Below are 13,567 nucleotides of genomic sequence, written 5' to 3' on the forward strand. Positions count from 1 at the left end.
TGCCATCGGATTTCTCGCTAGTCTGGTTGACCAGTTGACTTGGCCAATCCCGACGGGCGGCGTTCATGGCGTATGAAGTGGAGGCACCCAAGTACGTACGCCTCGCCCAGACGATCCAGGGCCGCATCGAGGACGGCACGTACCCTCCGGGCTCGAAGGTGCCCAGTGAGAATCAGCTGGTGCAGGCCTTCGGCATGTCCCGGCCGACCGTCGTGCGCGCCCTTGAGTTGCTGAAGCGGGACGGCTGGCTGGAGTCCCGGCAGGGATACGGGACGATCGTGCGCGGTCGGCCGGCCGTCGTCGAGCAGAAGGACCGCCGCGGGCGCGAAGCGCTGGAGCGCGACGAGTCGCAGAGTCCTGGACGTCTGGTTGTAGTCGACCAAGTGCCGATTCCGGCGCGTGTCGCCTCTCTGCTCGGGTTGCCGCATCGCGCCAAAATCCTGATGCGCCGGTTCCTGGTCGAAGAGGACGGGGAGGCGGTCGAACTCGTCTCCTCGTACTTCCCCGCCGGCCTCGTCGAAGGCACCGAGCTGGAGAGCTCCGAACCGCTCGCTGTCGGCGTTCGGGAACATCTTGAGGGCCGAAAGAAGGTCCGATTCGATCACGTGACGGAACGGGTCTCGGCTCGGATGCCTGACGCGGGTGAAGCCGAGCTCCTCGGCTTGCCTGGTGGCGTGCCCGTTCTCAGTGTCCTGGTCGTCGCGCGCGATGCTGCCGGCCAGGCGCTTCAGGTGTCCGACGTGGTGCTTCCCGCCGACAGCCAGGAGCTCGAAGACACGTATCGCTTGAACTGAGCCTGTTTTCTGCACCAGTTGTTCGCTGATCCCACTTGACAAGTCAACTTGGCAACTCTAACTTCGAACTTGCTAAGTCAACCTGTCAGGTGATGGGTTGATCCATCTCAGAAGGAGAACTCTCTGTGCGTGTGATCCGCGTTGACGCCTCTACCGCCACGATCCTGCTCACCGAAGCGCCGGCGCCGAAGGTGCGCGACCGGCAGACCGGTGAGATCGCCAAGGACGCCGTGAGCGGTGAGGCGCTGATGACCGTCGGCGTCGTCTTCATCGACGAGGGGGACTCGTCGCTCATACAGGTCACCGTTCCCGAAAGCGGTGTGACGGAGGGCCTGACGGTCGGCGCTCCCGTGTCCCTGCCGGGGCTCATCGCCCGGCCGTGGGAGAGCGTGTTCAACGGCCAGCAGCGGCACGGCATCGCCTTCCGCGCCACCGCGATCGCGCCGGGTGCCTTCCCGGTGCCGGTCGCTCAGGCGGGCTGATCGTCGTGACGGACCTGATCACGTTGGCCGAGTTGGGCGCACCGCTCGCTGCGATAGGGGGCGCGGCCTACGTCCGGCACACCAACCCGGCGGCGTACTGGTCCACGGTCGGGCTGCCGGTCTCGGTGGCCCGGCTGCTGGCCTCGTACTCCTCGACCATGGACGCTTGCGGTCTGACCGTCGAGCCGTCCCGGTTGCGGGTGCTGGCCATCAAAGCGACCAGTCGACGGGAGATCCGGCCGGTCCCGCCTCGGCAGGGCATCATCCGGCCTACGACGACCGGCCTGCGCGTGCGGCTCCGCCTCGCGCCCGGCCAGGAACCGGCCGACGTCGCCGCCTCGGCGGAACGGCTCCGCCACGCCTGGGGCGTGCACGGCGTGTACGTCAGGGAGGTCAAGCCCGGTGTCGTCGAACTGCGCCTCATCGGCTTCGACGTCCTGCGCAAGGTGCGGATGCCGCGACGGACCGACAGTGGATTCCTCAGGGTGCCAGTTGCTCTGAGGGAGGACGCGACCGCGTTCTTACGGGACTACCGCGCCGTCCCGCATGGACTCGTCCTCGGCGCAACGCTGTCGGGCAAGTCCATGTACCTGCGGAACCTGATCACCGGGCTCGCCCGACAGCCCGTCGCCCTGGTCGGCATCGACTGCAAGCGGGGCGTCGAGCTGGCCCCGTTCGCCTCCCGCTTCACCGCGCTGGCCACCGAACCGGATGAGGCGGCCGCGCTGCTGCCCGTCCTGGTCAAGGAAATGGAGGACCGATACGACGTCATCAAGGCCCGACAGGGCATCGCTCCTGGCACCCGCGACGAGGAGATCACCTCGGACATCTGGGGCCTGCCCGAGAGCGAACGGCCCACGCCCATCGTGCTGTTCGTCGACGAGGTGGCCGAACTCTTCCTCGTCGCATCCCGCAAGGACGAGGAACGCCGGGATGAGATGGTCACCCATCTCATCCGCCTCGCTCAACTCGGCCGCGCGGCCGGCATCTACCTGGAAGTCTGCGGGCAGCGCTTCGGCGCCGAGCTGGGCAAGGGCGCGACCATGCTGCGGGCCCAGCTCACCGGCCGGGTCTGTCACCGGGTCAACGACGAAGCGTCGGCCAAGATGGCTTTGGGGGACATCGCCCCTGAAGCGGTCGACGCCTCCTGCGCCATCGCCGCCGAGCTGCCGGGCCTGGCCGTGGCCGGTGACACCTCAGGCGGCTGGTCCCGCATCCGCACCCCCTACTTGTCCCTTGCCGCTGCTGCGGCCACCTGCCGCGAAACGGCCCACCTCGCCTCGGACATTCCGGCGCTCGCGCCTTTCCGGCCGCACGTCCCGCCTGTCGCCCTCGACCGCCCCGAACCGGTTCCCGCCGCGCGCCTCGCGTCCGACACACCGGGGGACTGATCGATGCGCACCCCCGGCATCCGCATCGACCCCATCCTGATCCAAGCGGCCATCGCTGCCGCGCTCTCCTTCGCCCACCTGCACGACCTCGCTGCGGCGGCCGGGCAGGACGGTTGGAAAGCCTGGGCCTACCCGATCAGCGTCGACCTGCTCCTCGTTGCGGCCTGGCGGCGGCTGCGCTCCGGTACGGCGAAAGCCGCCGGCTGGTGCTGGTTCGTCGTCGCTCTGGCCGCGTCGCTGGGCGCGAACGTCGCTACCGCCGGCCTGCTCGACCTCGGCGACGTCCCGGCCTGGCTGCGCATCCTCGTCGCCGGCTGGCCCGCGGTCGCCTTCCTCGGTGGAACCCTCCTCGCGCATGGCACCCCGGAACGCGACGAGACGCCGGTATCGGAGCAGGACGAGACACCCGCGCCGCGCGTCACGCCAACTGCCCCCGAACTTCCCGCCGCTGACCCACAACCGGCCACACCGCCCGCCGCTGCTCCCGTCCCGCCCGCCCTCGTCGCCCTCGCCCGCAAGGTCGCCGACGACCACCGGACCCGGACCGGAACGGACATCGACACCCCAACCCTTCGCACCCGCCTCGGCGTCCCGCTCCCGCTCGCCGAAGCCATCGCCGCACAACTCACCTGACTCCGGAGGACTTTCCACCTTGCGCCCGTCCACGCTTCGCGCGCTCAACCGCGCCGCTGAGCTGACCCGTCAGAACCGCCTCACCGAAGCAATGCTCATCGCCGAACCCGTGATCCTCACCGCCGACGAGTACGAGGGCGCGGAGATCCGGCGCTGGCTGCTCGAACACGTCGCCGACTTCACCGGCGAGAACCACGACGAACCGAAGGAGCTGCCCTGATGCCCGCCAACCGCCGCTTCCGCCGAGTCGTCCGCATCGGCCCCGTTCAGGTCGGCACCGCCTACGACGGCCGCGGCCGCGAGAAGCACACCGCCGTCTGCACCGCCCCGCGCTGCGGCTTCTCCAACGACTACGACACCCGCGCCGCCGCCGAGCTCGCCGCCCGCACTCACCGCTGCCGCGTCCGCTGAGGAGACCCCGTGACCGTCTCGCTCCCGCTCGTCTTCGTCCTGGGCGTCATCGCCTGGGCCGCGATCAAGTTCCTCGGCGTGCGCATGTGGGTCGCCGTCGTGATCGCCCTGTTCGGCTTCTGGCTCTCCCACACCTTCCTCGCCCCCGCCATCGAGTCCGGCACCCGTTCCGGGGTCGGCGTCGTCAACGGCGACAACCGCTGAAAGGAGCTCCGCCATGTTCCGCCCCAAGCTGCCCGACGTCCCCACTCCGCCGCCGACCCTCATCCCGCAGCAACACCACCAGCACAACCCGGCTCCGACCGCCGCCGGCCGCTCGCTCAGCCCCTACGCGGGCCCGGTCGCCGCCGTCCTCGTCGGCGGAGTCGTCCTCACCGCGCTCCTGGCGGCCGTCGCCATCACGGCCATCTCCGTGGCCATCGCCGCCGTGGTCCTGCGCTCGCTCCTCAACAACGCCAACAGGCGCTGACCGGCCGCCGGGGCGGCAAACGCCGCCAAGCATCCCGCCGCCCCGGGGCCGTCCCTCCCAACCGCAGAAACAGCCGAAAGGAACCACCATCATCACCCGGCAGACTCCGCCCCCGCTGGCGGAACTCTCCATGCTGGCCTCCCTCGGCACCATGCCCGAGCTGGCCCGCCAACTCTCCGGCCTCGGCGGCTGCACCCATCCCGTCCGCCTCGACGGCCACCGCACCGAATACGCCGTCGACACGGCAACCGGCGAAATCGGCCGCGCCCTGCACCACCTCGACTCGACCGCCCTCCCCGCCGGCCAACTCCTCATCCGCTGCAACAACCGCCGCGCGACCCGCTGCCCGGCCTGCGCCGAGACCTACCGCCGCGACACCTACCACCTGATCACCGCCGGACTACGCGGAGGCAAAGGCACCTCGGACCAGGTCGCCACTCACCCACGCGTCTTCGCCACCTTCACCGCCCCCGGCTTCGGCCCCGTCCACAACCGCCGCACCGACGGACGCCCCTGCCGCTGCGGCGCCCGCCATAACGAGAACGACAGCACGCTGGGCACACCCCTCGACCCGGACCGCTACGACTACGAAGCGGCCGTGCTCTGGAACGCCCATGCCGGGCACCTCTGGCGGCGCTTCTCCATCTACCTCCGCCGGGAGATCGCCAAGCGCGCCGGACTCACCCAACGCACCTTCCGCGACCACGCACGGGTCTCCTTCGCGAAGGTCGCCGAGTACCAGAAGCGCGGGGCCGTGCACTTCCACGCGGTCATCCGTATCGACGGCCCGGAAGGCGGCGACACGACACCGCCCACCTGGGCGACGGCAGAGCTCCTGACCGACGCCGTCCAGGCCGCGGCCACCGCCGCCCGCGTCGACGGCCCGACCATCGACGGACGCGCGCACACCTTCACCTTCGGCCGCCAATTAGACGTCCGCACGATTCGATCCGCCGACTTCGACGACGGCCAGGACCTCACCGAGCGAGCCGTCGCCTCGTACATCGCGAAGTACGCGACCAAGGGTGCCGAGACGGCGACCGGCACGCTCGACCGCCCGCTCAAGTTCCTCGCCGAGCTCGCTCAGGCACGCATCTCCGACCATGCCCGGCGCATGATCCGAGTCGCCTGGACCCTCGGCGCACGCCCCGAGCTCGCCGAGCTCCGCCTACGCGCCTGGGCGCACATGCTCGGCTTCCGCGGCCACTTCTCCACCAGGTCCCGCCGCTACTCCACCACCCTCGGCGCGCTCCGCACCGCCCGCGCCGACTGGCGACGCGCACAGGTCGCCGCGGTGGTCGAGACAGAACCGACGGAAACGACCCTCGTCCTCTCGCACTGGGTTTTCGCCGGAACCGGCCTCTCCCGCGCCGAAGCCTGGCTGTCCGCATCCCTCGAGCCCGCTCCCGGAACAGAAGGAGAACCCACCGAATGACCGACCGCTACCTGTCCGTCGACCAGGTCGCCGAGCTGTTCGGGACGACCGCCCGCTTCCCCCGGCGGCTGATCGAGGAACGGCGCATCCGCTACGTGAAGGTCGGCCGGCACGTCCGTATCCCGGAGAGCGCAGTCGAGGAGTTCATTCAGTCCCGCACCGTCGAGCCGATCCGGCTTCGCCGCACCGTCCTTCGGAGGGCTGCCTGATGGCCAACAGGAAGGGGAGGCGTCGCCGCTTCGGCGCGGTGCGTCAGTACCGGTCCGGCAAGTGGACGGCGTCGTATCTCGGGCCCGACGGTGAGCGCATCCGTGCGGGCGAGACCTTCGACACGAAGAAGGACGCGGAGATCTGGCTGTCCCAGGTCGAGGCGGACCTCAGCCGCGGTGACTGGAGGGCCCCCGACGCCGGGTCGGTCAACTTCCGCGTCTACGCGGAGAAGTGGGTCGAGGAACGGGAGCTGGCCGTTCGGACCGAGGACCTGTACCGGCACCTTCTGCGCCTGCACATCCTGCCGACCTTCGGCACGCTCGACCTGGACGAGATCACGGCTCCCCGCATCCGAGAGTGGCGGGCCGAGCGGCTCCGGACCACCAAGGCCAAGACCACCGTCGCCAAGGCTTATCGCCTCCTCAAGGGCATCCTTGAGACTGCTGTCGACGACGACCTGATCAGCCGCAACCCCTGCCGTATCAAGGGTGCGGGCAAGGAGTCGGCTGCTGAACGTCGTATCGCCACCGTCGCCCAGGTGGACGCTCTCGCCGACGCGATCGGTATCCGCTGGCGGCTCATGGTCTACCTCGGCGCGTACGGTCCGATGCGTCCGGAGGAGCTGGCCGGCCTCCGTCGGCGGGATGTCGACCTCGACCACATGGTGATCCGTGTCCGCGTCGCCGAACCGGAGCGGACGAACGGCAAGCGCGCCCCCGGCGAGACCAAGTCCGACGCGGGTGTCCGGGCCGTCCTCCTTCCGGGTTTCCTCCACAAGGAGGTACGGCAGCACCTCGCCTGGTTCGCCGAGAAGGGGCCCGAAGGGTTGGTCTTCGTGGGTGAGAAGGGCGCTCCCTTCCGGCGCACCTCGTTCGGCCGTAAGTGGCGTCGGGCCCGCATCGCCGCCGAGCTTCCGGACGGCTTCCGCTTCTACGACCTTCGTCACACCGGACACACGCTCTCGACCCGTTCGGGTGCCACGCTCAAGGACACGATGGTCCGCGCCGGACAGTCCTCCGAGAAGGCCGCGCTGATCTATCAGCACTCCGACGAGGAGCGACAGCGTGACTTGGCGGCCGGCCTCGACGACCTGGTCCGCGCCGAACGTGCGAAGCACCACAAGGGCAAGGATCACGACCCCGCGCACCACAACGAGAAGCCCACGGGCAGCTAGCTGCGCCCTTATGGTGCGGATGTGGTGCGCGCCCAGCTAACCGGTCTAGACAACAAAGAACCCCCAGGTCATCGACCTGGGGGTTTCGCATGGAGCGGGTGACGAGAATCGAACTCGCGCTCTCAGCTTGGGAAGCTGATGTTCTACCATTAAACTACACCCGCGTAAGACGCCGGTCAGGACCGGTGTCGGAACGCTCCGTCACTCTACCTCATGCCAGGCCCCAGGCGCTGAAGCCCCGGGGTCTGAGGGCGTTTCAAGGGGGAGGGATCCGGCTACCCGAGGCTGGAGTTGGGGCGTACGGTGGTGCGGTGCAAGTGGGCCGGGCGGGGTCGGAGTGCCGCCTGCGAGGTCGTTCTGTTCGTCCCGTAATGTGGCTTTCGGTGTCCGGCGAGCAGCAGCCGGACGCGGCTCTTGGGGAAGGGACTACAGGACTTGATGGAGCGCACCGTCGTCCGTTGTGCCGATGGGCACGTGTTCAGCACCGCTTCGTTCCCGATGCAGCAGGCCTTGCGGCTCGGTCCCGGGCGGCTCGTCCGGTGTCCTCGTTGCGCCCGGTTGCGCAACGCCGTACCGGTGACCCTCGACCGGCGTCACCGGGAGGAAGCGGTGGCCGTCGGGGAGCGGTAGGGAACCGACGTGCTCGTGGTTCGGCGCGTGGAGTCGTCCGATGGTGGTGGCTCCGCGCGCCTTGCGTATCCTCGGGACGTGCTTCTCTCAGACAAGGACATCCGGGCCGAGATCGACTCCGGACGGGTACGGATCGCTCCCTACGACGAATCCATGGTGCAGCCGTCGAGCATCGATGTCCGGCTCGACCGGTACTTCCGGGTGTTCGAGAACCACCGGTACCCGCACATCGACCCCTCCGTCGAGCAGGCCGACCTGACCCGGCTCGTGGAGCCCGAGGGTGACGAGCCGTTCATCCTGCACCCCGGCGAGTTCGTGCTGGCGTCGACGTACGAGATCATCTCGCTTCCCGACGACCTCGCCTCCCGGCTGGAGGGCAAGAGCTCTCTCGGGCGGCTCGGGCTGGTCACCCACTCCACCGCCGGCTTCATCGACCCCGGTTTCTCCGGGCACGTGACGCTCGAGCTGTCCAACCTCGCCACGCTGCCGATCAAGCTCTGGCCGGGCATGAAGATCGGCCAGCTGTGCATGTTCCGGCTGACCTCGCCCGCCGAGGCCCCGTACGGCAGCGAGCGGTACGGATCCCGGTACCAGGGCCAGCGCGGCCCGACGGCCTCCCGGTCCTTCATGAACTTCCACCGGACCCAGGTGTGACCGGTCCCGTGGGCGGCGGGAGCGGGCCGGCGCGGGAGAACCTCACCTACGAGCAGTTCGGGACGGCGGTGCGTGAGCTGGCCCAGGCCGTCGCCGACGACGGGTACGTCCCGGACGTCATCCTCAGCATCGCCCGCGGCGGTGTCTTCGTCGCCGGCGGGCTCGCCTACGCCCTCGACTGCAAGAACATCCATCTGGTCAACGTCGAGTTCTATACCGGCGTCGGGACCACGCTGGACATGCCGGTCATGCTCGCGCCCGTCCCCGACGTGATCGACTTCTCCGACAAGAGGGTCCTCATCACCGACGACGTCGCCGACACGGGCAAGACGCTGAAGCTGGTGCGCGACTTCTGCCTGGACGCCGTCGCGGAGGTGCGCAGCGCCGTCGTCTACGAGAAGTCGCAGTCGCTCGTGAAGTGCGAGTACGTGTGGAAGCGGACCGACGACTGGATCAACTTCCCGTGGAGCGTGCTGCCCGTCGTGCGCGGGGCTGGGGAGCCGGTCGCGCCGTCCAGGGAGGCGCTGTGACCTCGGGCTCGGCGGGGTCGCGCACGACGGGCGGGGGAACGTCCGTCACCTCTTGTGCAGCGTTTTGACGCCGTCCGGCTCGAAGTCGTAGACGTAGTCGTTGAGGCGGAGGCCGTCGACCGCGCCGATCCACATGAAGTCGCGGCCCTTGCCCACGGCGACCGTGAGGACGGTCGGCCTGGCGTTGCGGGTCGTGAACGCCGCCTTCAGCGCGGCGAAGGTGCAGCGGGCGGCCTGGGTGCAGCCCGTCGTGGTGCCGGTAGCGCCCGTGAGGTACCAGTAGCCGGTCGTCGTGGCGTCGATGAACGGGCTCCAGGCGTTGGTCACGGGGGACGCGGCCGGCACCCACACCAGCGTGGAGTAGTCGTCGGCGGAGTTCACGTTCGGGTCGATCTCGAGCCTGATGTTCGGCATGTTGGTCGGGCCGCCGTACGTGACGTTCTCGCCGGTCTGGAACACGTGGAAGCCGACCCGCCGCAGCCCCAGCAGTGACTTGCCGTAGAAGTCGACCTCGTTGCCGAAGTCCACTTTCTCGCTGGGCGGCGACAGGGTGGTGGAGTTGTCGGCGACCTCGATGCCGAGGCTGCCCCGGCCGTACGGCGGTCTCGCGGAGGTGCCCGCCACGCCGAAGGAGCCGTACGGACCGTTGCGGAGGGCGGCGACGGGGGAGCCGACCGTGTTGCGGGTGATCACGCCCCAGTGGTCCACCGGGGTCCGGCCGTCATCGGTGCCGGCCGCGGCCGACGCCGGAAGGAACGCGGAGACGAGGGCGACCAGCAGGGCGCCGACGAGCACCGACCAGCGACCTGTGCCGGAGCGACCTGTGCCGGACCGTCCTGCGGTGGACCGTCCTACGGCATAGCGAGCTTTCACGCGTACTCCCCGGGAGACGAGTAGAGGTGGAAGGGAGTGGTCACGTTATCTGACGCTCCGTAGTCATGGTGATGCGACATGCGGCTTATGTGACCTGATTGGGTGCGGATGGGTGGCTGTTCGTCACCTCGTGTGCAGGGGAGTGAGCAAGCCGCCACGGCCCCGCCCCCGGCCCACGAGCGGGGCTGCGCGGAGGGCTGGGCATGCGGGAGGCCCCCGGGACGTCGTCCGCGGGGGCCTCTCGGGGGCGTGCCGGAAGGTGCTGCGTGCTAGAAGGTGCCCAGCTTCACGATCGACAGCAGGGCGATGAGCTGGATCGACGACGCGCCGAGCGCCTTCGGCCACGGGAGGTCGTGGGAGCGGCCGACCATCAGGGTGAGGAGGGCGCCGGCCGCCACCCAGGTCGCCCAGCCCAGCAGCTGGACGAACGAGGCGTCGCCGCCGAAGAACATCGCGACGACGAGACGCGGCGTGTCCGTGAGAGACATGATCAGCATGGAGAGGCCGACCGTGGGCTGCCAGGCGCCGTCTCCGCCGAGCTGGCGGGCCAGGGTGTGGGTGACCACGCCCAGGATGAAGGAGCTGAGCACCATCGCGACGGCCGTCGTCAGGACGATCGGGATGGCGTTGGAGAGGGTCGCGTTGATCGCGTCCTCGCGGGCCCCGTCGAAGCCGAACACGGCGAGCAGTCCGTAGAGGAACGTGACGACGAGGGCGGGGCCCCACATCGTGTAGTCCCGCATTCGGAGGAAGGTCTGCTTGGGGGCGAGGACGATGCCCTTGATCAGTTCCTTCCAGTGCAGGCGCGGGCCGACGGGTCCGGCCGGGGCCGAGCCGGCGCGGTACGTACCGCCCTGGTCGTACTGGTCGTAGCGGTTGTGCTCGTCGATCGAGAAGGCCTGGGTGTGGCCCGGGTTGTTCGCGGCGTACGGGTCGTGCGGGACACCGCCCGGGGCGCCCGCGCCGGGGGCCCCGTAGGCGTCGCCGCCGAAGTACTCCGGCTCGTCGCCGTTGCGGCCTCCGTGGCCGCGGCCGTCGGCCTGCGGCCACTGGCCGCCGCCCGCGCCGCCGTACTGCGGCCGCTGGGGCGGGTAGGGCTGCTGGGCAGACGGGTAGCCGTAGGACGGCCCCGAGGGACCCGACGGCCCTGAGGGGCCTGCCGGGCCCGAGGGCCGCGGCGGTCCCTGGGGCGCCTGCTGCCCGTACGGAGGGTGTTGCGGTCGCGTTTGCGGGGCGCGGTTGTCCCGGCCGCCGCGTCCGATCCTGAATCCAGCCACGCCTTCGAACGTACCTGGTCCCGTCGGGTGACGTGCCGGGGCCGCCGTCGGCGGACGGCTTTGCTGCCGAGCTGTGACATCCCCTAAGGGGAGCAACGGTGCTGGAGGCAGGGGTTGTTCAGGGGTTGTTCAGGGCTCTGCCCCAGGGGTCGTCGACCGGGGCGCCGAGAGGGGTGTGAGGCGGGTGGGGAGGGGGCGCCCAGGGGAGCGGAGGGGGCGCCCAGGGGAGCGGAGGGGGTGGGGAGGTCGGGAACGGGGTCGCCCCCGCGTCCGGGGGGTGAGACGCGGGGGCGACGGTACGGCCGTTCGGGTCACTTCGCCGGCTGCGGCTCCGGCTCGATCTCGGTCTGCGCGTCGCCCGCGGGGGGCTCGTCGTCGAACGGGGTCTTGACCGACTCCAGCAGGAGCTGGGAGACGTCCACGACCTGGACGGACTCCTTGGCCTTGCCCTCGTTCTTCTTGCCGTTGACCGAGTCGGTCAGCATGACCAGGCAGAACGGGCAGGCCGTGGAGACGATGTCGGGGTTGACGGAGAGGGCTTCGTCGACGCGCTCGTTGTTGATGCGCTTGCCGATCCGCTCCTCCATCCACATCCGCGCGCCGCCGGCGCCGCAGCAGAAGCCGCGTTCCTTGTGGCGGTGCATCTCCTCGTTGCGCAGGCCCGGGACGCTCGCGATGATGTCGCGCGGCGGGGTGTAGATCTTGTTGTGCCGGCCCAGGTAGCAGGGGTCGTGGTAGGTGATGATGCCCTCGACCGGGGTGACCGGGATGAGCTTGCCCTCGTCCACCAGGTGCTGGAGCAGCTGGGTGTGGTGGATGACCTCGTAGTCGCCGCCGAGCTGGGGGTACTCGTTGCCGATGGTGTTGAGGCAGTGCGGGCAGGTGGCGACGATCTTCTTGGCCGACTTCGGCTTGGCGGACTCCGGCACGACCTTGCCGTCGTCGTCCAGCTCCTCGCCGAACGCCATGTTCAGCGCCATGACGTTCTCCATGCCGAGCTCCTGGAACAGGGGCTCGTTGCCGAGGCGGCGGGCGGAGTCGCCGGTGCACTTCTCGTCGCCGCCCATGATCGCGAACTTGACGCCCGCGATGTGCAGCAGTTCGGCGAAGGCCTTGGTGGTCTTCTTGGCGCGGTCCTCGAGGGCGCCGGCGCAGCCGACCCAGTAGAGGTACTCGACCTCGGAGAGGTCCTCGATGTCCTGGCCGACGACCGGCACCTCGAAGTCAACTTCCTTGAGCCACTCCAGGCGCTGCTTCTTGGCCAGGCCCCAGGGGTTGCCCTTCTTCTCCAGGTTCTTGAGCATCGTGCCCGCCTCGGACGGGAACGCGGACTCGATCATCACCTGGTAGCGGCGCATGTCGACGATGTGGTCGACGTGCTCGATGTCCACCGGGCACTGCTCGACGCAGGCGCCGCAGGTGGTGCAGGACCACAGGACGTCGGGGTCGATGACGCCGTTCTCCTCGGCGGTGCCGATCAGCGGGCGCTCGGCCTCGGCGAGGGCGGCCGCGGGGACGTCCTTGAGCTGCTCCTCGCTCGCCTTCTCGTCGCCCTCCATCGTCTTGCCGCCGCCGGCCAGCAGGTAGGGGGCCTTGGCGTGCGCGTGGTCCCGCAGGGACATGATGAGGAGCTTGGGGGAGAGCGGCTTGCCGGTGTTCCAGGCGGGGCACTGCGACTGGCAGCGGCCGCACTCGGTGCAGGTGGAGAAGTCCAGCAGGCCCTTCCACGAGAACTGCTCGACCTGGGAGACGCCGAAGACGTCGTCGTCGCCGGGGTCGGTGAAGTCGATCGGCTTGCCGCCGGAGGTCATCGGCAGGAGCGCGCCGAGGGAGGTGGCGCCGTCGGCGTTGCGCTTGAACCAGATGTTGGGGAACGCCAGGAAGCGGTGCCAGGCGACGCCCATGTCGGTCTTGAGCGCGACCGTGATCATCCAGATGAAGGAGGTCGCGATCTTGAGGCCGGCGAAGAAGTAGGTGAGGTTCTGGAGCGTGGAGACGTCCAGGTGCCCGAGCGCCGACACCACCGGGTAGGAGATGAAGAAGGACGCCTCGTAGGCGTCGACGTGGTGCTGGGCGCCTTCGAGGGCGTGCAGCATGAAGATGCAGACGCCGACGATGAGGATGACGGCTTCGACGAAGTAGGCCTGGCCGAAGTTGGAGCCGGCGAAGCGGGACTTGCGGCCCGGCCGGTCCGGCCGGCTCAGCTGGCGGATCACGATGAGCACCAGGATGCCGAGGACCGTCATCGTGCCGATGAACTCGACGAAGACGTTGTAGGGGGCCCACTCGCCGATGACCGGCAGCAGCCAGTCGGCCTGGAACAGCTGGCCGATGGCGTTGACGATCGTCAGCAGCAGCGAGAAGAAGCCCACCGCGACGAACCAGTGCGCGACACCGACGACGCCCCAGCGGTTCATCCGGGTGTGGCCGAGGAACTCCCGGGCCACGGTGACGGTGCGCCGGCCGGGCTCGTCGGTGCGGGTGCCCGCGGGCACGTTCTGGCCGAGCCGCATGAAGGTGTAGATCTGTAGGACGGCGCGGGCGAAAAGGGCCACGCCGACCACGATCAGAACCAGCGACACGATGATCGCGGCGAGTTGCATT

The 13,567-nt window shown here is 69.4% G+C and carries 17 protein-coding genes and 1 tRNA gene; 14 read left to right on the forward strand and 4 right to left on the reverse strand.

The features are described 5' to 3' along the window. The first annotated feature begins 65 nt into the window (after window positions 1-65). From OG802_RS18870 to OG802_RS18920, 11 genes are all read left to right on the forward strand, one after another. A complete protein-coding gene (locus OG802_RS18870) occupies window positions 66-794 on the forward strand; it encodes a GntR family transcriptional regulator (protein WP_329412014.1) in 729 nt (242 codons plus the stop codon). 125 nt (window positions 795-919) lie between these two features. Next, window positions 920-1,276 carry an SCO3933 family regulatory protein gene (locus OG802_RS18875; RefSeq protein WP_329412015.1) on the forward strand — a complete coding sequence of 119 codons (357 nt, stop codon included), beginning with the start codon at window positions 920-922 and terminating at the stop codon, window positions 1,274-1,276. A 5-nt stretch (window positions 1,277-1,281) separates the two neighbouring features. Further along, the gene (locus tag OG802_RS18880) at window positions 1,282-2,667 is read left to right on the forward strand and encodes an FtsK/SpoIIIE domain-containing protein (protein WP_329412018.1); all 1,386 of its coding nucleotides are present in this window, start codon (window positions 1,282-1,284) and stop codon (window positions 2,665-2,667) included. 3 nt (window positions 2,668-2,670) lie between these two features. Beyond that, the gene (locus tag OG802_RS18885) at window positions 2,671-3,300 is read left to right on the forward strand and encodes a DUF2637 domain-containing protein (RefSeq protein WP_329412020.1); all 630 of its coding nucleotides are present in this window, start codon (window positions 2,671-2,673) and stop codon (window positions 3,298-3,300) included. A 19-nt stretch (window positions 3,301-3,319) separates the two neighbouring features. Then, window positions 3,320-3,520, forward strand: a complete 201-nt coding sequence (locus OG802_RS18890; RefSeq protein ID WP_329412022.1) for a hypothetical protein — start codon at window positions 3,320-3,322, stop codon at window positions 3,518-3,520. After that, window positions 3,520-3,711, forward strand: a complete 192-nt coding sequence (locus OG802_RS18895; RefSeq protein WP_329412024.1) for a mobile element transfer protein — start codon at window positions 3,520-3,522, stop codon at window positions 3,709-3,711. The genes OG802_RS18890 and OG802_RS18895 overlap by 1 nt, the downstream gene beginning before the upstream one ends. 9 nt (window positions 3,712-3,720) lie before the next feature. Continuing rightward, a complete protein-coding gene (locus tag OG802_RS18900) occupies window positions 3,721-3,915 on the forward strand; it encodes a hypothetical protein (protein ID WP_037680541.1) in 195 nt (64 codons plus the stop codon). Between the two features lie 13 nt (window positions 3,916-3,928). Then, complete coding sequence (locus OG802_RS18905) at window positions 3,929-4,180, forward strand: SpdD protein (RefSeq protein ID WP_329412025.1); 252 nt, start codon at window positions 3,929-3,931, stop codon at window positions 4,178-4,180. A 130-nt stretch (window positions 4,181-4,310) separates the two neighbouring features. Continuing rightward, window positions 4,311-5,615, forward strand: a complete 1,305-nt coding sequence (locus OG802_RS18910) for a replication initiator (protein WP_329412027.1) — start codon at window positions 4,311-4,313, stop codon at window positions 5,613-5,615. Next, window positions 5,612-5,824, forward strand: a complete 213-nt coding sequence (locus OG802_RS18915) for an excisionase family DNA-binding protein (RefSeq protein WP_329412029.1) — start codon at window positions 5,612-5,614, stop codon at window positions 5,822-5,824. The genes OG802_RS18910 and OG802_RS18915 overlap by 4 nt, the downstream gene beginning before the upstream one ends. Continuing rightward, window positions 5,824-6,999, forward strand: coding sequence for a tyrosine-type recombinase/integrase (locus tag OG802_RS18920; protein WP_329412031.1), 1,176 nt, complete (start codon window positions 5,824-5,826; stop codon window positions 6,997-6,999). The genes OG802_RS18915 and OG802_RS18920 overlap by 1 nt, the downstream gene beginning before the upstream one ends. A gap of 90 nt (window positions 7,000-7,089) precedes the next feature. On the opposite strand, the gene OG802_RS18925 is transcribed toward OG802_RS18920, so the two are convergent. Then, window positions 7,090-7,163: transfer RNA gene (locus OG802_RS18925), tRNA-Gly, on the reverse strand. 274 nt (window positions 7,164-7,437) lie between these two features. On the opposite strand from OG802_RS18925, the gene OG802_RS18930 reads away from it, so the two are divergent. From OG802_RS18930 to OG802_RS18940, 3 genes are all read left to right on the forward strand, one after another. Next, entirely contained in the window at window positions 7,438-7,629 is a 192-nt protein-coding gene (locus OG802_RS18930) for a hypothetical protein (protein WP_329412033.1), read from the forward strand. 78 nt (window positions 7,630-7,707) lie between these two features. Then, on the forward strand, window positions 7,708-8,283 hold the full coding sequence (dcd, locus tag OG802_RS18935) for a dCTP deaminase (RefSeq protein WP_329412035.1): 576 nt from the start codon (window positions 7,708-7,710) through the stop codon (window positions 8,281-8,283). Beyond that, on the forward strand, window positions 8,280-8,813 hold the full coding sequence (locus tag OG802_RS18940) for a phosphoribosyltransferase (RefSeq protein ID WP_329412037.1): 534 nt from the start codon (window positions 8,280-8,282) through the stop codon (window positions 8,811-8,813). Before dcd ends, OG802_RS18940 begins: the two co-directional genes overlap by 4 nt. 45 nt (window positions 8,814-8,858) lie before the next feature. Here OG802_RS18940 and OG802_RS18945 read toward each other — a convergent pair whose 3' ends face one another. The 3 genes from OG802_RS18945 to OG802_RS18955 all read right to left on the reverse strand — a co-directional run bounded on the left by OG802_RS18945 (window position 8,859) and on the right by OG802_RS18955 (window position 13,566). Beyond that, window positions 8,859-9,686: a hypothetical protein gene (locus tag OG802_RS18945; protein WP_329412039.1), complete on the reverse strand. Its 828-nt coding sequence runs from the start codon at window positions 9,684-9,686 to the stop codon at window positions 8,859-8,861. A gap of 269 nt (window positions 9,687-9,955) precedes the next feature. After that, window positions 9,956-10,963, reverse strand: a complete 1,008-nt coding sequence (locus OG802_RS18950; RefSeq protein WP_329412041.1) for a Yip1 family protein — start codon at window positions 10,961-10,963, stop codon at window positions 9,956-9,958. 311 nt (window positions 10,964-11,274) lie between these two features. Beyond that, window positions 11,275-13,566: a (Fe-S)-binding protein gene (locus OG802_RS18955; RefSeq protein WP_329412042.1), complete on the reverse strand. Its 2,292-nt coding sequence runs from the start codon at window positions 13,564-13,566 to the stop codon at window positions 11,275-11,277. Between the last annotated feature and the right edge of the window lies 1 nt (window position 13,567).

Origin of the sequence: Streptomyces sp. NBC_00704 (assembly GCF_036226605.1) — a bacterium.
Classification (GTDB): Bacteria; Actinomycetota; Actinomycetes; order Streptomycetales; family Streptomycetaceae; genus Streptomyces.